Source organism: Mucilaginibacter sp. PAMB04168 (assembly GCF_039634365.2).
Lineage (GTDB): Bacteria > Bacteroidota > Bacteroidia > Sphingobacteriales > Sphingobacteriaceae > Mucilaginibacter.
Window position 1 is genome coordinate 1,228,612 of record NZ_CP155079.2, and the last position, 20,185, is coordinate 1,248,796.

18 protein-coding genes are annotated in these 20,185 nt (G+C 43.1%); 12 read left to right on the forward strand and 6 right to left on the reverse strand.

Annotated features, from left to right (window positions below):
- Window positions 1–3: 3 nt before the first annotated feature.
- The 3 genes from ABDD94_RS05290 to hemW form a co-directional block, all read right to left on the reverse strand.
- The gene (locus ABDD94_RS05290; protein WP_345954975.1) at window positions 4–885 is read right to left on the reverse strand and encodes a cupin-like domain-containing protein; all 882 of its coding nucleotides are present in this window, start codon (window positions 883–885) and stop codon (window positions 4–6) included.
- A gap of 155 nt (window positions 886–1,040) precedes the next feature.
- A complete protein-coding gene (locus tag ABDD94_RS05295) occupies window positions 1,041–1,589 on the reverse strand; it encodes a fasciclin domain-containing protein (protein WP_345948572.1) in 549 nt (182 codons plus the stop codon).
- A gap of 151 nt (window positions 1,590–1,740) precedes the next feature.
- Window positions 1,741–2,862 carry a radical SAM family heme chaperone HemW gene (hemW, locus tag ABDD94_RS05300; RefSeq protein ID WP_345954976.1) on the reverse strand — a complete coding sequence of 374 codons (1,122 nt, stop codon included), beginning with the start codon at window positions 2,860–2,862 and terminating at the stop codon, window positions 1,741–1,743.
- A 242-nt stretch (window positions 2,863–3,104) separates the two neighbouring features.
- Here hemW and ABDD94_RS05305 point away from each other — a divergent pair, with 242 nt between their 5' ends.
- The 6 genes from ABDD94_RS05305 (at window position 3,105) to gldN (ending at window position 9,796) form a co-directional block, all read left to right on the forward strand.
- Window positions 3,105–4,055, forward strand: a complete 951-nt coding sequence (locus tag ABDD94_RS05305) for a DUF4271 domain-containing protein (RefSeq protein ID WP_345954977.1) — start codon at window positions 3,105–3,107, stop codon at window positions 4,053–4,055.
- A gap of 26 nt (window positions 4,056–4,081) precedes the next feature.
- Complete coding sequence (locus ABDD94_RS05310; protein WP_345948569.1) at window positions 4,082–4,840, forward strand: uroporphyrinogen-III synthase; 759 nt, start codon at window positions 4,082–4,084, stop codon at window positions 4,838–4,840.
- A 237-nt stretch (window positions 4,841–5,077) separates the two neighbouring features.
- Window positions 5,078–6,385, forward strand: coding sequence for an SUMF1/EgtB/PvdO family nonheme iron enzyme (locus ABDD94_RS05315; RefSeq protein ID WP_345954978.1), 1,308 nt, complete (start codon window positions 5,078–5,080; stop codon window positions 6,383–6,385).
- A 60-nt stretch (window positions 6,386–6,445) separates the two neighbouring features.
- The gene (gene gldL / locus ABDD94_RS05320) at window positions 6,446–7,249 is read left to right on the forward strand and encodes a gliding motility protein GldL (RefSeq protein WP_345948567.1); all 804 of its coding nucleotides are present in this window, start codon (window positions 6,446–6,448) and stop codon (window positions 7,247–7,249) included.
- A gap of 54 nt (window positions 7,250–7,303) precedes the next feature.
- The gene (gene gldM, locus ABDD94_RS05325) at window positions 7,304–8,839 is read left to right on the forward strand and encodes a gliding motility protein GldM (protein ID WP_345954979.1); all 1,536 of its coding nucleotides are present in this window, start codon (window positions 7,304–7,306) and stop codon (window positions 8,837–8,839) included.
- Window positions 8,840–8,851: 12 nt separating this feature from the next.
- Window positions 8,852–9,796, forward strand: coding sequence for a gliding motility protein GldN (gene gldN / locus ABDD94_RS05330; protein WP_345948565.1), 945 nt, complete (start codon window positions 8,852–8,854; stop codon window positions 9,794–9,796).
- A gap of 102 nt (window positions 9,797–9,898) precedes the next feature.
- On the opposite strand, the gene uvrC is transcribed toward gldN, so the two are convergent.
- From uvrC to ABDD94_RS05345, 3 genes are all read right to left on the reverse strand, one after another.
- A complete protein-coding gene (uvrC, locus tag ABDD94_RS05335; RefSeq protein ID WP_345955977.1) occupies window positions 9,899–11,710 on the reverse strand; it encodes an excinuclease ABC subunit UvrC in 1,812 nt (603 codons plus the stop codon).
- A gap of 158 nt (window positions 11,711–11,868) precedes the next feature.
- On the reverse strand, window positions 11,869–14,106 hold the full coding sequence (locus ABDD94_RS05340; protein ID WP_345954980.1) for a transglycosylase domain-containing protein: 2,238 nt from the start codon (window positions 14,104–14,106) through the stop codon (window positions 11,869–11,871).
- A gap of 2 nt (window positions 14,107–14,108) precedes the next feature.
- Window positions 14,109–16,901: a tetratricopeptide repeat protein gene (locus ABDD94_RS05345; RefSeq protein WP_345954981.1), complete on the reverse strand. Its 2,793-nt coding sequence runs from the start codon at window positions 16,899–16,901 to the stop codon at window positions 14,109–14,111.
- A 123-nt stretch (window positions 16,902–17,024) separates the two neighbouring features.
- On the opposite strand from ABDD94_RS05345, the gene ABDD94_RS05350 reads away from it, so the two are divergent.
- The 6 genes from ABDD94_RS05350 to atpH all read left to right on the forward strand — a co-directional run bounded on the left by ABDD94_RS05350 (window position 17,025) and on the right by atpH (window position 20,177).
- A complete protein-coding gene (locus tag ABDD94_RS05350) occupies window positions 17,025–17,222 on the forward strand; it encodes an AtpZ/AtpI family protein (protein ID WP_345948561.1) in 198 nt (65 codons plus the stop codon).
- Window positions 17,219–17,599, forward strand: a complete 381-nt coding sequence (locus tag ABDD94_RS05355) for a hypothetical protein (protein WP_345948560.1) — start codon at window positions 17,219–17,221, stop codon at window positions 17,597–17,599. The genes ABDD94_RS05350 and ABDD94_RS05355 overlap by 4 nt, the downstream gene beginning before the upstream one ends.
- Window positions 17,600–17,631: 32 nt before the next feature.
- Window positions 17,632–18,693: a F0F1 ATP synthase subunit A gene (gene atpB, locus ABDD94_RS05360; RefSeq protein ID WP_345954982.1), complete on the forward strand. Its 1,062-nt coding sequence runs from the start codon at window positions 17,632–17,634 to the stop codon at window positions 18,691–18,693.
- A gap of 46 nt (window positions 18,694–18,739) precedes the next feature.
- On the forward strand, window positions 18,740–18,946 hold the full coding sequence (atpE, locus tag ABDD94_RS05365; RefSeq protein ID WP_157540113.1) for an ATP synthase F0 subunit C: 207 nt from the start codon (window positions 18,740–18,742) through the stop codon (window positions 18,944–18,946).
- Between the two features lie 98 nt (window positions 18,947–19,044).
- Window positions 19,045–19,554 carry a F0F1 ATP synthase subunit B gene (gene atpF / locus ABDD94_RS05370; protein WP_345948558.1) on the forward strand — a complete coding sequence of 170 codons (510 nt, stop codon included), beginning with the start codon at window positions 19,045–19,047 and terminating at the stop codon, window positions 19,552–19,554.
- A gap of 74 nt (window positions 19,555–19,628) precedes the next feature.
- Complete coding sequence (gene atpH, locus ABDD94_RS05375) at window positions 19,629–20,177, forward strand: ATP synthase F1 subunit delta (RefSeq protein ID WP_345954983.1); 549 nt, start codon at window positions 19,629–19,631, stop codon at window positions 20,175–20,177.
- Window positions 20,178–20,185 lie beyond the last annotated feature (8 nt).

Consider the following 20,185-nt stretch of genomic DNA (forward strand, 5'->3'; position numbering starts at 1 on the left):
AACTTACCTTGGCTCGCCTGCTGCTAAGGCCTTATTGGCACGTTTAACGGCAAGCTCTTCTTTCCAGTCCATATAACGTTTCTTGTAGCGTTTTTTCATAAAGCTGTCCAGTTCGCGCTGAATAGTAAGGTTGTATAAGCTTTTGGCTTTTATACCCCATGATTTATCCCAGGCGCGCAGCGATATAGAAAACGAGCCGTCCAGATACTTCATCCAGTGCCAGTAGCCGGTTGGCATAAACAGGGTGTCGCCATGTTCAAGTACGGTTTCCTGCCCTTCGATGCCGTCCAACGCAGGGAATTTACTGAAATCCGGATTTTCTATGTCGTAGTCCTCCAGTGCATAAGTAGCAAACGGAATGCGGTATAAACGCTCTTTCCACTTATAGTCAAACAGCATAACGTGTTTGCGCCCATTGAAATGGGTATGAAAAATATGGGCCAGATCTATATCATAATGCAGGAAGGTTACAGAGCCTGCACCACCAAAAAACATGTTGGGATATTTATCTAAAAAGCCCCCCATCAGGTCGGTAGGCGAGCGGTAGTCATCCAGCAAATCTGGTGCATGCTTAATCGGGTCGAATAAAAAAATACGCAGGTCGGTTGGCTCTTTTTGTATCAGGTCAATGTAATCTCCAAATTTCATTTCGGCAGCTGATGCATTGATGGCCTTGCTAGGGTCGGCTTTTGAGCTGTCATATAAAGGCACTACCTGGTCGCCAACGGTTTCTTTCAAATATTCAAAAGTCCATTTTTGTAAAGCAGGCCAGCTTTCGGTAGCCTTGCGAATCACCAAAGGTTTACGCGGATTTAAATAATTTTGTATGAAATCTTCTTTACTAATATTATCAACCCGGTCAATCTGAGAAAGTATTAAACCCATATCATTCACATCAATTTAACATACAAAGTTAACTAAATTTAAAAGTGCCTGCTCAATAACTTTATTTTTGATGTGTTACTGACATAAAACAACAAAGCCCGGCGCTCAAGGCAGCCGGGCTTTTATAAGCTAAAATTAAGGGATCTGGCTTCAAATTAATTAGGCATCAGTACGGTATTTACCACGTGTATTACGCCATTCTTTTGAAATACATCGGCAATTGTTACCCATGATTTACCGCCTTTTTCGTCAACTAAATACAGCTTTTTACCGTCAACCATGGCGGTTAATGTACCGCCGCTTACGGTTTTCAGTTCGGCTTTACCGCCGCCTGCTTTAACTTTGGCCATTAGGTTAGCAGCACTTAAGCGACCGGCCACTACGTGGTAAGTTAACACTTTGGTTAGCGTTGCTTTGTTTTCAGGTTTTAGCAGGGTTGGTACGGTGCCGGCAGGCAGTTTATCAAAAGCCTCATTAGTAGGTGCAAATACAGTAAACGGACCAGTGGTTTTCAACGTTTCAACCAAACCGGCAGCTTTAACAGCGGCAACCAGTGTAGTGTGATCTTTTGAGTTCACGGCATTATCAACAATATCTTTATTAGGGTACATGGGCGCACCGCCTACCATTACTGTTTGTGCATAACTTGCAGATGCGGTTGCCATAGCTACTAAAGCAAAAGCCGCGATAAATAATTTTTTCATAGTCTCTAAGATTTATGTGAGTATGTAGCAAGATACGGCTGCCTGTGCTGTTCAGATTTACAAATTCGGGATACTTGTTAACGCTTTAAGGTGTAAGTAGTTGCGGCTAAATTTAAAACCGGTAGCCGTTAATTCTCGTATGGGGCGGCTGTTAAAAGAAGAGTTCGGCGGCAATATGATCAGCGTAAAGTTTGCCGGGCTGTGTAAGTGTAAGGGTTTGCTGCTGCTGCATAAGCCAGCCTTTATGAATGAAAGGTTGCGCTTCTTTTAGCACAATAGCGGACGCCCCGCTTTGTATACCATTTAGGGTATCAAGGTTTAAACCCCACATGGTGCGTACCGAGGTCATGATGTATTCGTTCAGTCGGTTTTCGGGCGTTAGTTCTTCCACTTCGGCCGGAATGCTGTTGGTGCTTAATGCTTTTAAGTAAAGTGCATTGTTGGCTACGTTCCATTGCCGGGTGTTGCCGTTATATGCGTGTGCCGACGGGCCTATGCCCAGGTAAGGCACACCTTTCCAGTAATTGGAATTATGTCGCGAGTACTGCCCCGGTTTACTGAAGTTAGATATTTCGTAATGCTCAAAACCTTGTTGTTGCATGCGCTCCATAAGCCGTATAAATTGCTCGGCACTTTGCTGGTCATTTATGGGCGGCGTTTGTTTCTTTTTGACGAATGAAGCGAGGGCGGTGCGTGGTTCAACCGTTAATGAATATGCCGATAGGTGAGGTACATTCATTTCAAATAGCACGGTCATATTATGTTCCCACTTAGCTGAAGTAAGCAATGGGTAACCATAAATTAAATCGGCGGTAATGTTGTCGAAGCCCGCATCCTGCACCCGTTTTATAGCAGTTTCAGCTTCCTGTGCGCGGTGTGCGCGGTTCATCCAAGCTAAATCTTCATCAAAAAAAGATTGTATACCTATGCTAAAGCGGTTGATGGCGGTTTGCCGTAGCGCCAGCACTTTTTCTTTGGTTAAATCATCCGGGTTGGCTTCGAGTGTGATCTCGGCATCTGCGCTAACCTGGTGATGACATGCGATAGTATCCAGCAAAAAACTAATCTCGTCCGCATCTAACACCGATGGGGTACCACCGCCAAAATAAATAGTTTCTATAGTAGCGCCGTTGAGATAATTTTGCTGCAGAGCTATTTCTTTGCCCAGCGCTTCCACAATCTCCGTACGGTATTTTTGCGAGGTGCTGAAATGAAAGTCGCAATAATGGCAGGCTTGCTTGCAAAACGGAATATGAATATAAATACCTGCCATGTGCGGCAAAGATAAGATTTAAGACAGGCAGTAAGCAAAGCGTGCGCGTCACTTATCTGTAAGATGTTTGTAAGCAGGAAAGCTTGCAGCCTCCACTTACTTGTTTTTTCTTGACTGCGGCTATAACAATTAGCCTTAAATGATTGATTTGAGGGCTGATTTTTTTTAGGTACTTTTGCAGCTTAATAGCCCGGCTGTTTAGTACTATGCGGTATATTGCATTATGTTTATTATTATGGTGTGTGTGTGGATTAACTGCGTTTGCCCAAACGGATAGTACCATATACGCCCAGCCTGACAGCGTACCGCAACGCCGCTACTATCAACCGCCGCCTGCAGCCGCCGGCCTGCTCGATTCTGTTGCCAACGCTCTGGCTAACCGGCAACGCTTTATCGGCGATTCATTGTCGCTCATTTATATTAAGCAACCCGATTCGCTTCGTCACAACCAGTTTTTGGATAGTATGTTCAAAACGCAGGTTTATAGTGAATACGGCTTTTATAAACAGGCAGGCAATGTAAGAAGTATTTTGCGTGAAGGCAGCACCCGCCGCACGCGCGACCAGTGGGTAATTGTAATTATTGTAACCTTGCTGGTATACATGGCTGTATTAAACCGGGCCATGAGTAAGGATATCAGGAACGTATTGCAGTCCTTTTATAACAATCGCATCCTATCCCAGGTAAGTAAGGAAGAAAACCTGCTTAATTCATGGACGTTTTTGGGGCTCTTTATATTGTTTGGGGTTACTTTTGGCTTATTTCTGTACCAGCTTACCGCTTACTATGAGGTGTTTTATAGCATTAGTGGAGTGCAATTGTTTGGTTCATTTGCATTGCTAATTATTGTTCTGTTTGCTGTAAAGCTGCTCGTATTACGTTTTTTAGGTTTAGTTTTTAACGTAAATCGTCTGGTAGGCGAATATACGTCGATCTTATACCTTACCTATTTTAATATCACCTTCGTTTTTTTGCCTGTGTCGCTTTGTTTTAGCTTGCTGGCAGCGCAATATATACCATATGTACTGGGCGTAGCTTTGTTGCTGGTGGTTGTTATCTTTGTGTGGCAATATTTAAGGAGTAGCGTAAATATTATTTCAAACTTTAGATTTCATAAATTTTATTTATTTATCTATCTTTGTGCCCTCGAAATTTGCCCCATTTTGATATTGATTAAGGCACTGAACAATTAGACACTTAGGTAGTTAGAAAGAACAAATTGGAAGACAGAAAGAAAAGGGTTAAGAGTATATTGGTTACCTTGCCCAAACCTGAGAACGACAAAAATCCATACGCTGAGCTGGCTAAGAAACTGAATCTTAAAATTGATTTCAGGTCTTTTATTCACGTGGAGGGTGTACCGGCTAAAGATTTTCGTAAAGAAAGAATTAACCTTGCCGACTTTACAGCAGTAATTTTCACCAGCCGTAACTCGGCCGATCACTTTTTCCGTATTTGCGAAGAAATGCGTTTTGAGGTTCCGGTTGATATGAAGTACTTCTGCTTGTCAGAAACCATTGCCCTTTACCTCCAAAAATACATTCAGTACCGCAAACGTAAAATCTTTTTCGGTAAACAAACCGCAGCCGATTTGGCAGAGGTGTTGAAAAAGCACTCAGGCGAAAAGTTCCTTTACCCATGTTCTGATGTGGCTGCTGAAGAAACGCAAAAGTTCCTGACGGAGAACGGTTACAACTTTACACCGGCAGTGCTTTTCCGCACGGTATGTAGCGACCTGAGCGATCTTGCAGAGGTGTTCTATGATGTAATCGCTTTTTTTAGCCCATCAAGTATCCTGTCGCTTTATCAAAACTTTCCCGATTTTAAGCAGAACAACACCCGTATTGCTGCCTTTGGCGCTACTACACACAAGGCTGTTTTAGATGCAGGGTTAATACTGGATATTCCGGCACCTACACCTGGCGCTCCTTCAATGACAATGGCCATTGAACAGTATGTAAAGCAAGCCAATAAGTAAAAATCTTGAGTTTTTTGATCTAAACACCGCAACCTTGCTGGTGCTTTGCCCGTATAAGCCCGTAAAGCTTTGAGAATGTGCTTCTAATTATTATTTTCGACGAGTAATAATGTAAGCTGCAGCTTGAAGCTTTAAGGGCATTTTTTATTTATAGATTTAAGTATAAACCTGATTGGAATTTAATTTCAACAGGTATATTGGGGCTTTAAAAACAGACTATTAGATTAAGCACAAAACATGAAGACACGTTACTTTCTTTTGTTATTGTTAGCAGGGGCGATTTTGAGTGGTTGTGGTACAGGCAACAAAGGAGAGGTGTTGGGTGTACGCAGCAAACCTTTCCGAGCAGAATTGCCTGCTGGCATGGTTTACATACCGGGTGGTTCTTTCCTGATGGGGCAAACTGATCAGGATGTTACTTTTGCCCAAATAGCGCAAACCAAGCAGGTTACGGTATCTCCGTTTTTTATGGATCAAACAGAGATAACCAATAGCCAGTACAAGCAATTTGTGAACACCGTACGCGACTCTATTGCTATCACCAACTATTTAAATGACGATAAATACTATGTTAAATCCAAAGATGCATCTGCCAATGGCAAAAAATACATCAATTGGGATTATGTGAGTAAACATCCGGTCTTTCGCAGCGGTAAAGGTAAAGGACAGGCGTCAAACGCAGGTAAGCTTGATGGTATGTATTACCAAGGGGATGATCGTGTGTTTGACCGTAACGAGATTGACGTACGCCAGTTAAAATATAACTATGCCATGATGGTGTTACGCAATGCATCCGACCAGCGCTTTGACAAAACCAAAAAACGTTCAGATTTCATTTTACGCGATACTGTTCCTGTTTATCCTGATACGCTGGTTTGGTTAAATGACTTTTCTTATGCGGCTAACGAGCCAATGGTAGAAGGTTATTTCTCGCACCCATCATACCAAAATTATCCGGTAGTAGGCGTTACCTGGCGTCAGGCACGTGCTTTCAGTATTTGGCGCTCACGCGTAAATGATGCAGTTAAAGATGCACATGGACTTCCACACCGTTTGCCTTACAGCTTGCCTACCGAGGCTGAGTTTGAATACGCATCGCGCGGTGGCCGTATCGGTACCGATTACCCTTGGGGTGGTCCTTATATCAAAAATGCTAAAGGCTGTTTATTGGCCAACTTTAAACCCGGCCGTGGTAATTATACTGATGATGGCGGCGCATACACCGTAAACGTACGTTCTTATTTCCCTAACGATTATGGCTTGTACAATATGGCCGGTAACGTATCAGAGTGGACACAGTCTGCCTTTGATGAAGCGGCTTCTACCTTTGTGCATGATATGTCGCCTACGTTTAACTATGAGGCCAAAGCCAGCGACCCCGAAGTGCTGAAACGTAAAGTTGTACGCGGCGGTTCATGGAAAGACATTGGCTACTTCCTGCAAAATGCAACCCGTTCTTACGAGTATCAGGATACCGCAAAATCTTACATCGGTTTCCGCTGTGTATCACACTTCGTAGGTCGTGATTTCCGAGACAAACGTTAATATTCGCTCAAACACTCAAATAAACATACATCTAAAAACTACAAAACAATTTAATTAATTATGGCTGGCAAGAAAAAAGGAAAATTTGGAATTGGTAACATTGTATCTATTGGTGCATCCGTGGTAATCGTCGGATTGTTATTTAAGATACAGCACTGGCCTTTTGCCACAGTTTTCATTACAGTTGGTTTATTAACCGAAGCATTCCTATTTTTATTACTGGGTTTACAACCTGAACCTACCGAAGTTGACTGGACTAAAGCATATCCTGAATTGGCTGACGATTATACCGGCGAGCCAGTTAAACGCGCTGCTGCGGCTCCGCAACAAGTAAGCACCGGCCATACTGCTGCATTAGATAAAATGCTTGCCGATGCTAAAATTAATCCCGAACTGATTGGTACATTGGGCGAAGGTTTAAGAACATTTGGCGATAAAGTGGCCAGTATTTCTAAGGTAGCCGACGCTGGTGCAGCTACCAACGAGTTTGCTACTAAATTGAAAGCAGCAGGCGCAAGTTACGATACCCTTAGCGTTGCTTTTTCTAAAGCTTCTGCCAACCTTGAGGAAATGGCTAACTCTAACATTGATTCAAAAGCATATCATGATCAGGTAAACAGCCTGGCCAAAAATTTATCGGCCCTTAATGCTGTTTACGAACTGGAATTGCAAGATTCAAGCGCTCACTTAAAATCGATGAACAAGTTTTACCAGAACCTGTCTTTAACCATGAATAACTTCAACGAGTCATTAGATGATTCAAAACAGTTTAAAGATGAAGTAGGCCGTTTAGCTAAAAACCTAGGCTCATTGAACTCTGTATACGGTAATATGCTGGCAGCTATGAACCAGCCACGTGTTTGATAATTTAAGTAATTAACCTTTTGAAAATTTATTTAAATTAACAACTAACAACACATGGCTGGAGGTAAAGAAACCCCAAGGCAGCGGATGATCGGCATCCTGTACTTGGTTTTATTGGGCTTAGTGGCACTAAACGTGCCGGATAGCTTACTTAACGCATTTAAAAATATTAGTGATAGTTTATCTTCATCAAAATCAAACGTACAAACCGGTATTGATAATACTTACGATGCTTTTGAAAAGACCAAACTTAAAGAGCAACCAGATAGAGCAAAACCTATATACGATAAAGCTAAGCAGGCTAGCCAAGTGGCTAAAGAGCTTGACGACTATGTTGAAGGTCTGAAAAAAGTGCTTATTGACAAAGCCGGTGGTTTTGACGAGAACATTAACGACTGGAAAGGCCGTGATAACCTTGACATCTCTGCTGAAGTGATGATTAACGGTAAAAAGGGCGAGGAGCTACGTAAAAAAATTGACGAGACCCGCGAAAAGTTACTAAACCTGCTTGATCCTAAAGACAGAACTTCAACAAAGTTGTCTTTATCAGCTGATGCGCCAGAAGCTAAAAAAGGCAACGCAAAACTGAAATGGGAAGAAGCTTACTTTGGTGATGGTATTCCGATGGGTGCTGCCATGACTTCATTAACTAAGGTACAGGCAGACGCTAAAAATGCTGAATCGGAAGTTGTAAAGAAGATTTTAGGTAAAGTAGACCAGGCTGTAGTTAACTTGGATAAGTTTTCGGCGGTTGCCGTAGCACCAAGCAGCTACATTATTGCCGGTCAGCCCTATAAAGCTGAAGTGTTCTTAACCGCGTCTGATTCAAAATCAAATCCTGATATCTCTGTAAACGGTTCGCGTTTACAGGTAAGCGAAGGCCGTGGTACATACAGCACCGGTACAAGCGGCGAGGGCACCCGTACCTGGATAGGCACTATTCGTGTGCGCCAAAACGATGGTACGATTAAAGAATACAAAACCGCTCCTCAAACGTACCAGGTAGCAAAACCATCGGCAACTGTTGCAGCTGAGAAGATGAACGTTTTATACATCGGTGTATCTAACCCTTTGTCAGTATCAGCGCCGGGTATTCCTAAAGACAAGCTGCGTGTAAGCATGTCGGGCGGATCGGTAAGCGGTTCTAATGGTTCGTTTACTGCTCGTGTAACTTCACCAGGTACAGTTAATGTAACCGTATCGGGCGAAGCATCTCCCGGAAAAACTCAGGTTTTAGGGTCAACTTTATTCCGCGTAAAACGTATACCAGATCCGGTAGTGATGTTTGGCGGTAAAGATGGCGGCCAAACTTCAACTGCTAACTTAAAAGCGCAGGATAGAGTGTTTGCAAAACTGGAGAATTTCGAATTTGATGCGAACTTTAACATCCAACGTTTTAACCTGTTGATATTGAAACCACGTCAGGATCCTATTTTACTGTCAACCAGCGGTAACCAATTATCAGGTCAAATGCGTGCCGCTATGGCCAGCATTGTGCCGGGTACCCGTGTGGCATTCACCAGTGTAATTGCTGTTGGTCCTGATGGTTCACAACGTGGCTTGAAAGACATTATCATTAGTGCAAATTAAAAAACTTAAAATATGAGACGGAAGATTTTTGTGCTGGGGCTATTGAGTTTAATTTGTTTGAGCACTTACGCTCAAAGGCGCGGCACCACACGTAAACGTACAACTAAAGCAGCAACGCAAAGTAATGTAGCTAATACCACATTTAATGCACAGCCTGCTGTTGATACGGCTAAAAAAGCTAAGCCTTTTGAGCGGCCAATGGATGGCTATTACAAAAAAGCCAACATTTTAAGTGCCCGCGTTACTCCATATGCTAACCTGCGCGAAGCTGACGTTGTGTATTCGAAGCGTGTTTGGCGCGAGCTTGACCTGCGCGAGAAGATGAACCAGTACTTAGGTTCACCGAAAGCCAGGTTAATTGATGTGCTGATGGAAGCTGTAGATGCCGGTGAGCTTACTGCTTATGATCCTAACCCGAGTAAGGATGATCCTAACGGAGACGGTTTTGCCGTACCGCTTACCCCGGGCAAAGCTAAAGCCCGCCTGGCAGATAGTGCGGTAGTTGATCAATTTGATGCGCAGGGCAATAAAATTGGCTCTAAGTTACAAGCCGGTGATTTTAACCCTGATAGTGTAATTCGTTTCCGTATTAAGGAAGACTGGGTTTTTGACAGACAACGCTCAATTTTTGAGCCGCGTATTATAGGTATTGCGCCTTTAATGAAAATTAAGGCTGCTGGTATCGATACCGATTTTCAGCCGGTTTTCTGGATTTACTTCCCAGAAGCGCGCCAAGTGTTAGCTTCTAAAGAAGCGGTAAGTCGCAACAACGATGCCACCGGTTTAAGCTTTGATGACGTGTTCATGAAACGCTTATTTGCCAGTGTAATTGTTAAAGTATCCAATCAAAAAGACGAGCGTATAAAAGATTATGCGCAAGGCATCGATAAGCTTTATGAATCTGAAAAAGTAAAGAAATCGTTAATGGATTGGGAACTTGGCTTATGGCAGCACTAATCAAAAGAGTTGATGGTTAAGTGATTGCTTGCTTACTCACATCCTTAAATAACAAAAAGCCCTTGCTGCATAGCAAGGGCTTTTTTATTATTTAGTTATTTATTACTCGCTGGCAACGGCCTCATCCTGTTTGAAATAGTTAACCACCGCCTGCGCCTGTTTTAGGTTTACAACTTCCTGTAATTCATTAAGGCTGGCTTCTCGAATTTTCTTAACAGACTTGAAGTATTTGAGCAGCTTTTCGGCTGATAGACGACCAATACCAGGTACAAGTTCCAGCTCTGTGGCTAACGTGCCTTTGTCGCGTTTTTTACGGTGGGCAGTGATACCGAAGCGGTGTGCCTCGTCACGCAGTTGCTGTATTATTTTTAATGACTCGGAGCGTTTGTCAAGGTATAAAGGGTACTGATCGCCTGGATAGAAAATTTCTTCGAGCCGTTTGGCAATACCTATCACAGTTAACTGTTTTTCGATGCCCAACAATTTTAAACTCTTTAAAGCGGCAGAAAGCTGGCCTTTGCCACCATCAATAATCACCAGTTGCGGTAATGACGTGCCTTCATCCAGCAACCGGCGGTAGCGGCGGAACACGGCCTCTTCCATGGTAGCAAAGTCATTAGGCCCCTCAACCGTTTTTACATTAAAAAAGCGGTAATCTTTTTTGGAAGGCCTGGCATCTTTAAATACCACAATGGCCGATACCGGGTACTTTCCCTGAAAGTTTGAGTTATCAAAACACTCAATATGACGCGGTAGCTGGTTCATGCGCAAGTCTTTCATCATTTGCGTAAGCAGGCGTTCGGTGCGCACATCGGGATTTAATTTCTCGTATTGTTCCAGCTTATCGCGTTTAAAGAAATGCACATTCTTTTGTGATAAGTCAAGCAATTTCCTTTTTTCGCCCAGTTTAGGTACCGTAAACTTTATATTGTCATCAACCAGTTCAATCTCAAAGGGCACAATAATTTCTTTCGATTTGCTGTTAAACCGCGTCCTAAACTCAGATATAGCAAAAGTCAGCAATTCAGCATCACTTTCATCCAGCCGCTTTTTTAACTCTATGGTTTGTGTTTGGGTAATTGTACCGTTCATTACCTTCAAAAAGTTCACAAAAGCATGCTTCTCATCAGAGGCGATACTAAATACGTCAACATCGGTGATAGACGAATTAACAACAGTAGATTTACTTTGATAGTTGATGAGTAAATCATATTTGCGCTTTAACCTGTGCGCCAGTTCAAAGTCAAGATTAGAAGCGGCCCCTTCCATATCACGTTTCAGATCTTTCAGTACACTACCAATCTTTCCATTCAATATATCCATTATTTCGTTGATGCTACGGTTGTAGTCATCTTCGGTTTGGTAGTTTTGGCAGGGGCCTTTACAATTGCCCAACTGATACTCGAGGCAAACCTTAAATTTACCGGCATTAATATTTTCGGGCGTTAAGGCCAAATTACAGGTGCGTAACGCATAGGTTTCGCGTATTACGCCCAATATGGTATGCATCATGCTTACCGAAGGATAAGGTCCTAAGTATTTGGAGCCATCGCGCACAATATTACGTGTCCAATAAATGCGGGGGAAACGCTCGTTTTTAATAACAATCCAGGGGTAGGTCTTGTCATCCTTTAAATCTATGTTGTACTTAGGCTTGTGCTTTTTAATTAAGCTGTTCTCGAGCAGCCAGGCATCTACCTCTGTATCAACAATGGTAAAAGTAATATTGCGGATTTTTGACACCAATACCCGCGTTTTGGAACTAAGCTGGTGGTCTTTAACAAAGTAAGATGATACCCGATTGCGCAGATCTTTAGCCTTACCAATGTAAATTAGTTCATTACTGTCATCCCAGTATTGGTAAACACCAGGTTTATGCGGTATCTTTTTTAATGCTTCTTTATAGTCAAACATATCATCCTCAAACCCTTTAATGGCGAAGCACAAGAGTTGTTAACATCTGTTAATAAATGTAATTACGTTTACTTTTGTTTCAACTGTAGCAGAATACAAACGCCCATTCAAACAAAATTTGAACGGGCGTTTGTATGAAGTATTGTTTACGCTACGGCTTAAAAGCCCAGTTTATTGTCTACCTCGGCTGCTTCCTGTTGCTGCTGCCCGTAAGCATTACAATCCAGCGTAACGTTGATGCCGCTTTTAGGTTGCGCAAAATCAATATTTTGCTTAATGCCTAAGGAGGGGTTGGCATAAATCTTCTTCATATACAATGCAAAAACAGGGAGGGCAGAGTTGGCGCCCTCACCCAGGTTAGTAGAGCGGAAGTGAATAGCTCGGTCTTCGCAGCCCGTCCAAACACCGGTTACCAGTTGAGGGGTTATCCCAATAAACCAGCCATCGGAGTTATTTTGGGTAGTACCGGTTTTACCGCCAATAGGATTACGTAAGCCATATTTGCTGCGTAAGCGCCAACCTGTACCTTCATCAACCACGCCTTTTAACATATAGGTCATTACATAGGCTGTTTGCGGATTCATGGCTTGTACAACGCGGGCTTTATGGTCATATAACAAGTTGCCGTTCTTGTCTTCAATACGCAGTAAATAGGTAGGCTCGGTCCACAATCCTTCGTTGGCAAACACGCCGTAGGCACCGGTCATATCATATAATGAGGCATCAAATGTGCCTAAACAGATAGACGGATAAGCCGGAACATTGCTGGTAATACCCATCTTTTTAATCAGGTCAGCAACGGGCTGCGGCGTAACTTCTTTCATTACGTGTGCCGTTACCCAGTTTTGCGAACGCGCCAGTGCCTTGCGCAGGGTAATCATACCATGTACAGTCTCTGACGGATTTGAGCCAGGTGCCCAGGGTTTACCATAATTGTAAATGGTATCGGGTACGTTATTTACCTGCATACATGGCGAAAAGCCATTCTCGATAGCTACCGAGTAGGTAAACGGCTTGGCAGTTGAGCCTACCTGGCGCGTACCCATCTTTACCTGGTCGTATTTAAAATGCTCGTAGTTGATGCCGCCCACCCATGCTTTAACATAGCCTGTGGTAGGGTCCATGCTCATCATGGCGTTACGTAACAACATTTTACAATATACTACCGAGTCAACCGGTTTCATGGTGGTGTCAATATTACCATGCCAGGTAAATAAATTCATACTGGTTGGCGTGTTAAAATCCTGCCTGATTTCCTCGTCAGACTTGCCCTGTTGCTTTAAAGATTTATACCGGTCTGAACGTTTCATGCCCTGATCCATCAGCATACCAAAATCCGGAACACTTTTCCATAAGCTGCGGCCGCGCCAGTGCTGGTTAAATTGCTGCTGCAGCTGTTTCATGTATTCTTTTTGCGCCTCTTCGGCATACTGCTGCATGGTGTAGTTAAGGGTAGTGTATATTTTTAATCCGTCGCGGTCAAGATCGTAAGGCGTTCCGTCAGATTTATGCAGGTCCTGCTCATTCAGTATGCGTTGTACATCCTTTTTCAGTACCGAGCGGAAATAAGTGGCCAATCCTTCGTTATGGTCACTGGGGTGAAAGTTCAAACCAAGAGATTTGCTTTTATATTCCTCGGCCTGGCCATCGCTTAAATAACCCTCTTCGGTCATGCGGCGTAATACAAAATTGCGACGGGTTATAGCATTTTCGGGGTGGCGTATAGGTGAATAAATACCGGGGCCATTTACCATGCCAATGAGCAAGGCGGCCTGATCGGGTGTCAATTTATCTGGCGTGGTATTAAAGTAGGTAGCCGCAGCCGAACTAATGCCGAACGTATTATAAGCGCCAAAATCTACCGTGTTGAGGTACATGGTAATGATTTCTTCCTTGGTATAATTGCGCTCCAGGCGTACGGCAATAACCCATTCCTGTAGTTTTTGCCTGATACGGGTAAGACGATCATGCGAACGCTCTGAAAAAAGATTAAGTGCCAGCTGTTGCGTAATGGTACTGCCACCTTGTTTTTTACCAATTAAGTTATAAAAGATAATGGTGAAAGCGCGGCCAAAATCAATACCTGAGTGATTGTAAAAACGATTATCCTCAGTGGCTACCAGTGCATGTATCACATTTGGCGATATTTGGCTGTAACTTACGTTTGAGCGGTTTTGCACGTAATATTTACCCAAAATCTTTTTATCAGATGACATTATTTCAGAAGCCTGGTTACTTTTTGGATTCTCCAAATCGCGGAAAGAGGGCAGGGGACCAAATACGCCGAAGGCAGTAAGCGCTATAATTAATATAAAGAAGGCCAGACAGCCCAGGGCTATTTTCCAGATGAGCCAGTTATAACTGCGTATTTCGGGTTTAGAGAGCTTAACAATCATGCTTAAAAGTTTTTCTGATAGTACTCAACGTAGCTATCCAGTAATTTTCGGTCGGCTAATTTATCCAGATTTTCTTGAGTGATGATAAAAAAGCTGTATTTATCGGCCGGCACCTTCATTATCTGCGGCATTAACGGTACAATTTTACGCGCGTAGGCTTTAGCATCCTCTAAGTTATTAAAACGGCCCACATAAATGAGCTGGTTATCGGTCCCTACAGGTTTAAGCTGGTGCTTAATAGCGCTACCCTGGTAACTGGTGCGGTTAAACTGCCCAACCCCAAACCTTGATGAAGCCAGGTTGGTAGTACCGCTGTTTACATTAATGGCAAAGTAATAATTTGTACTGTCGCGGTTATTGAAGATAGATGGAGCAGCTGGCGGCGGTATGCGAGGTGTTGCAGCCGCATTTACGGAGGGCTGCTTAACAACTGGCTCTGTTACTGCAGCTTTTTCAACCGGCTTTGCCACTGCGGGCTGGGTTGGTTCCTTAACCGCAGGTTGCGAACGGGTTGCTGCTGCCAACGGTTGTTGCACAACCGGAGCTGGTATAAAGCTGGCGGCGTTTGGGTCGCTGTCAATAATGGCAAATTTGCGGGCAGCCATTTCCGTCATGTTGGCGTCAATGTAAGCCAGGTGCTGTCTTACTAAAGGCGTAATCAGCTCATCATTAGCATATTTGTTTACTATCTGAAGCAATTCGCTCTGGAAAGGTGTTACTTTTTCCTGATGGCCCGATGCTATAGCGCGTAAATAGGCAATCTGTGCGGCAAACTTGTTATCAGGGTTTTGTTTCAGCAAGTCATCGGCATGGATAATTACCTGTGGGTACTGGCGTGCTGCATACTCATCATATAGCTTATTATAAAAATAGCTTAGCTCAGCATCCTGATCGTTCATGCGGCGGGCGTAATCCGGGTCGGTAATGACCTTGGCATAGGTGCTTTGCGGAAACTGCGCAATAAGCATGTTTTTGTACTCATCTGATTTCGCCTTATCTACATCAGCATACAAACGGTACAGGTTATAGTAGCTGGCCGCTAAATTTTCATCTTTAGGGAAACGCTTAACCAGCTGCTCATAAATGGCAATAGCCTCTGGTTTGTCGTTCAGCACATCGCGGTAAAATACGGCCAGGTCCAAGTATGCATTATAAATACGCAAGTTAGATTGCGCCATTAAAGCCGGTGTAAGCGGAATGTTTTGCTCCAGCTGCTGGCGGTAATTGGTGGTTACCACATCGGCAGTGCTTTTTTGTGTTAAGCCGGGCAGTACGGCAGGGTCAACGTTTTGTGTAGTATTTAAGGTATTGGTGGTAATGTCGCTATTATAACGTACGCTTCTGCGCCAGTTATCTTCTAACTTGCGGTTGCCCCATTTGCGCTTAAAATCCGTAAACCCCTGGCTCACCGCGTTTACGTTGTTAAAGTAAAAGCCGCTTCCGGCGTTAGAAGGGGGGCCTTGCACAGCCGTATTGTCATCTAACATGGGTTGCGCATTGGTGGTGGTGTATGGAGAATTAGCGTTTGTGTTGTTAGCGGCTAACTGCTGCCCTTGTACACGGGTAAGCTCAGCAATACGTTGTGCGCGTGCCGGCTCATCTAATTTGGCTAAGGCTTGCAGGGTATCTTCACGGGCAATGGTTTGCAGCCTATCGGCCAGTAGTTGCAAGTTATCGGCCTTTTTGCGTATGGTTTGGTACCCAGGATAATTGGGTGATAAATTGAGCAGGGTGCTATCATAGTATTGCTTGGCCTTCGCATAGTCGCCATTAGTTTTAAAGCTAATATCGGCCAGGCGCAAATAGCTCAGACCTTTTTGTGTTTGATTTTTAAGGCTGCTCTTAATAGACTGGTTATAGTTTTTGATCGCTTCGTCGGTCTTGTTATCGGTAAGCGCCAACTCGCCCAACTGGTAGTAGATCTGATCAGTAAACTCTTCGTTATTTTCGTTACGCAAAAGGCTTTTAAGGCGGTCGGCCCGGCTCAAGTGGCGGCCGTTTTGGGTATCCTCAATGCGGATGCGGTTCAGCTCAGCATTAAATGCCATTATAAACGGGGCATTACTTTTAACAACTCGTGTGTAATTGGTATAAGCATCGGCGGGTTGGCGGGTGAGTTCCTGTAGTTGCGCCAAAATAAATGTCCACCTTAAGCGTAGCTGGTTTTGCTTGCTTAGCTCAATAGCCTTTTGCGCCATGTTAATGGCCTCCGGATAGTTTTGTGCTGCTGTGTAATATTGTAGGCCAGCAGCGTAAATGTAACCCGTTTGGGTCTTTGTTTTTGGCGTAGCATTAAGCAAAGCGGTATCCAGTACGTTTTTAGCAAGACCTAACTGATCCAGATATACATACGAGCGTATTTGCCAGGCACGCGCCTCTTGCACCAGGTCGGGTTTGTTGGCAAACGAACGGATCACATAACCAAAGTACTCTACGGCATTAAAATAATCGGCATTTAAATGGGCTGCCTTACCCAACAACAAATAAGCATCGCCTATATAATGGCTCTGTTCTTTAATACTAATAATGGCGTTAGCTTTAGCAACAACGGCTTCCAGGTCTTTATCGCCGGTTGCCAGGTGCGATGCCGTATCCTGATAAACGTTTAACAACTGATCGTAATCATCTACAAAGGTAGTGGCATAGGTTTCCTGCTTCTGCCTGAGCAGCTCATTGGCGTTAAAAAGTATATTATAACGTGCGGTTAAGTTTTGTAGTCCGCGATTTACGGCGCTTTCCTTTTCGAGCGAACAGCCAACCACCAGCATAAGCAGGGCGGTAACCGTTAGCGGCATTATTTTTTTGATATCCTTGAACACTAAATCGGGTTTTATAAAAAGCCTGGCTAATTTACTAAATACTATGTAACCGTTTCATAAATTTGTAGGCTAATAATAGCATTAGCTACAATACCTTAAATGAATAAGCCTGCTAACGATTATATAAAGTATACGGGAATTGCGTTTCAAATGATTGCCATAATTGGTGTTTTATCATTTGTGGGATATGAAATTGATAAACGCAGCGCACATGCTACGCCCTGGGTTACGGCGGCTATGTCACTGGCCGGAGTTTTTATTTCGTTGTACCTGGTCATCAAATCCGTTAAAGATTGAAAAGATTTTTTATTGCCTTTGGTATAACTACCCTAGCCATTGGGCTGCCACCTGCGCTGATCAATTATGCAGGTAACGCGGCCTGGCTTATCCCGGGCTTTTGGCTCATCTTCCAGTTTTTTTCATCACTAACGTTCCTGATTAGCCTAAGTGTGATATGGGCTCAGCAAAAAAACGGCACACTGGGCGGACAAGTGTTTTTAGGAGCCACTACACTAAAACTGCTTTTGTGCATGACAATAGCCCTTATTTACACGCACAGATACAAGGTAAACGACATTGTTTTTGTACTCAACTATTTTTATCTATATTTCTTATACACAGCCTTTGAAATTTACAGTTTGTTGAGTAACTTGCGCGTCCAAAATAAAAAGTAAAAATCTCGCAATTAATGGATTTTAGGCACATTTTGAACTCAAAAAAAATATTCCTTCGGTTAATTTTAGGTGTTCTTTTTACACTAACCACGTGTAAAACTTTCGCTATACAACACGAAGAAGCATCCGCAGAGGCTAAAAATGCAGAACAGGAAGCCTTCAATCCAACCACTGCAATTCTGGAGCACATTGCCGACTCGCACTATTGGCACTTGTGGGGTGAAACATCATTGCCGTTGCCAATTATTCTTTTTACCGACAAGGGAACTGAATTTTTCTCGGCAGCAAATTTTCACCACGGGCATGAGGCTTATCAGGCTAAGTTCTATACCTACAAACTGGTAGAAGATAAGATAAGGGTAGTAAATGCCGCCGGCGAAGTTGATAAGGAAGCCTCAAAGCATATTTACGATTTCTCGATCACGAAAAACGTATTGGCTATGTGGTTAGCCGGTATCATATTGTTCGTGATCTTCTTTACTGTTGCCGCTGCTTATAAAAAGCGTGAAGGTAAAGCGCCAAAAGGTTTGCAATCGCTTATTGAGCCGGTTATTATGTTTGTGCGTGATGAAATTGCCCGCCCTAATATTGGTTACCGTTACCAGCGTTATATGCCTATTTTGTTAACCATATTCTTCTTTATCTGGATCAATAACCTGATGGGCTTGATTCCGGTATTCCCAGGAGGTGCTAACGTTACGGGTAATATTCTGCTTACGTTTGTAATGGCTTTCATTGTATTGATAGTGGTAAACTTCAGCGCTAACAAATACTACTGGAAACACATTTTTATGCCGCCTGTACCGGTTTGGTTATATCCTATCATGATCCCGGTGGAGCTGATCGGTGTAATCTCTCGTCCGTTTGCATTAATGATACGTTTGTATGCTAACATTTCGGCAGGTCACATCATCGTGTTGAGTTTGATATCGTTGATCTTCATTTTCAAAACGTTGTGGATTGCGCCGGTATCTATCGTATTCGTACTATTTATGGATGTGCTGGAGTTACTAGTAGCATTCTTACAAGCGTTTATTTTTACCATGCTTACTGCGCTGTTTATTGGTACCGCAGTTGAGGAGCATCACCACTAATTTGTAAATAATTATACACTATATTTAACTTTTAAATTTAACAAACATGACTGGAAGTATTGCTGCATTAGGTGCAGGTTTAGCGGTTATCGGTGCAGGTATCGGTATCGGTCAGGTAGGTGGCAAAGCCATGGAAGGTATTGCTCGTCAGCCTGAAGCTTCTTCAAAAATTCAAACTGCAATGATCATCGCTGCCGCTCTTATTGAGGGTGTTGCACTGTTCGGTGTGGTAGTTGCACTGTTGGGTAAATAATCATCCCGGCAAAAAATAAAACCTTACTTGCAGCGGTTGGCGGCAGGTAAGGTTTTTATAAAGTTAAAAAGTGTTGTTTAGATAACAATATTCAATAAATGGAACAATTATTCGAAGGTTTATTAAATGATCATTTAGGCTTTGTGGTTTGGGCCGCAGTAGCATTCTTAATACTGTTGTTCTTACTGAGCAAATTTGCCTGGAAGCCAATTATGGCCGCTATCGGCGATCGTGAGCGTTCAATTGAGGACGCTTTATTGAAAGCAGAGGCAGCTAAGGAAGAAATGGCGCGTTTAACCAATGAGAACGAGCAACTGTTAAAAGAAGCCCGTGCCGAGCGTGATTTAATTTTACGCGAAGCCCGCCAGCTGAAAGATCAGATAGTGAACGAGGCTAAAAATGCTGCTAATGTTGAAGGTGCCCGTATGATTGAAAATGCACGCCTCGAAATCAACAGCCTTAAAGCGATTGCTATGGCCGATGTGAAAAACCAGGTTGCAACCTTATCTGTAGAAATTGCAGAGAAGATTTTACGCAAAGAGATTTCTGATCAGCAAGCGCAAGATGCATTAGTAGCCGATTTATTAAAAGAAGTAACGATAAAATAAGTTGCGAGTTTAAAGTTGCGTGTTGTAAGTAATTACAATGGCAGCCAATAACCACCAACCGACAACTCAATAGAATGTCAGAAATAACAGTTGCATACCGGTACGCAAAGTCGTTGATTGATTTGGCGGAGGAGAGAAATGCTTTAGAAGCCATTAAGGATGATATGGCCTTTTTTGTGCAAACAGTTAAGGCTAATAGCCAACTGCAAGCTGTGTTGCGCAACCCTATTGTTTCGCACGATAAAAAGACAAAAATACTGCAGGCCATATTTACTGGCAAGGTAAATCCTAACACCGACGCTTTCTTTAAGATTATGGTGGATAAGAGCCGCAGTGAGATTTTATATCCTACAGCCCAGGAGTTCTTGAATCAGTATAATCTTAAAAAGGAAGTAGTAAAAGCTACAGTAGTTTCTGCAGCACCGCTTTCTGAAGCTAATAAGCAGCAAATTATCAGCGAGGTGAAAAGCCTTGGTGGTAAAGAGGTGCAACTGCTGGCTAAGGTTGATGCATCGTTAATTGGTGGTTTTATATTAACTGTAGGCGACCGCCAAATTGATACATCAGTTTCAACAAGCCTGCAGAAAATGAGAAAAGAATTCGCCCAAAAGGTGATACAATAATTTATAGA

Excerpts from the sequence above, each read along its gene's own strand:
- atpE (WP_157540113.1), top strand. The coding sequence starts at position 18,740 with ATGACTGGAAGTATTGCTGCATTAGGTGCAGGTTTAGCGGTTATCGGT.
- uvrC (WP_345955977.1), bottom strand. The coding sequence starts at position 11,710 with ATGTTTGACTATAAAGAAGCATTAAAAAAGATACCGCATAAACCTGGT.
- atpF (WP_345948558.1), top strand. The coding sequence starts at position 19,045 with ATGGAACAATTATTCGAAGGTTTATTAAATGATCATTTAGGCTTTGTG.
- atpH (WP_345954983.1), top strand. The coding sequence starts at position 19,629 with ATGTCAGAAATAACAGTTGCATACCGGTACGCAAAGTCGTTGATTGAT.
- gldL (WP_345948567.1), top strand. The coding sequence starts at position 6,446 with ATGGCTGGCAAGAAAAAAGGAAAATTTGGAATTGGTAACATTGTATCT.
- ABDD94_RS05315 (WP_345954978.1), top strand. The coding sequence starts at position 5,078 with ATGAAGACACGTTACTTTCTTTTGTTATTGTTAGCAGGGGCGATTTTG.
- gldN (WP_345948565.1), top strand. The coding sequence starts at position 8,852 with ATGAGACGGAAGATTTTTGTGCTGGGGCTATTGAGTTTAATTTGTTTG.
- ABDD94_RS05290 (WP_345954975.1), bottom strand. The coding sequence starts at position 885 with ATGGGTTTAATACTTTCTCAGATTGACCGGGTTGATAATATTAGTAAA.
- ABDD94_RS05350 (WP_345948561.1), top strand. The coding sequence starts at position 17,025 with ATGAATAAGCCTGCTAACGATTATATAAAGTATACGGGAATTGCGTTT.
- ABDD94_RS05295 (WP_345948572.1), bottom strand. The coding sequence starts at position 1,589 with ATGAAAAAATTATTTATCGCGGCTTTTGCTTTAGTAGCTATGGCAACC.
- hemW (WP_345954976.1), bottom strand. The coding sequence starts at position 2,862 with ATGGCAGGTATTTATATTCATATTCCGTTTTGCAAGCAAGCCTGCCAT.
- gldM (WP_345954979.1), top strand. The coding sequence starts at position 7,304 with ATGGCTGGAGGTAAAGAAACCCCAAGGCAGCGGATGATCGGCATCCTG.
- ABDD94_RS05345 (WP_345954981.1), bottom strand. The coding sequence starts at position 16,901 with ATGCCGCTAACGGTTACCGCCCTGCTTATGCTGGTGGTTGGCTGTTCG.
- ABDD94_RS05340 (WP_345954980.1), bottom strand. The coding sequence starts at position 14,106 with ATGATTGTTAAGCTCTCTAAACCCGAAATACGCAGTTATAACTGGCTC.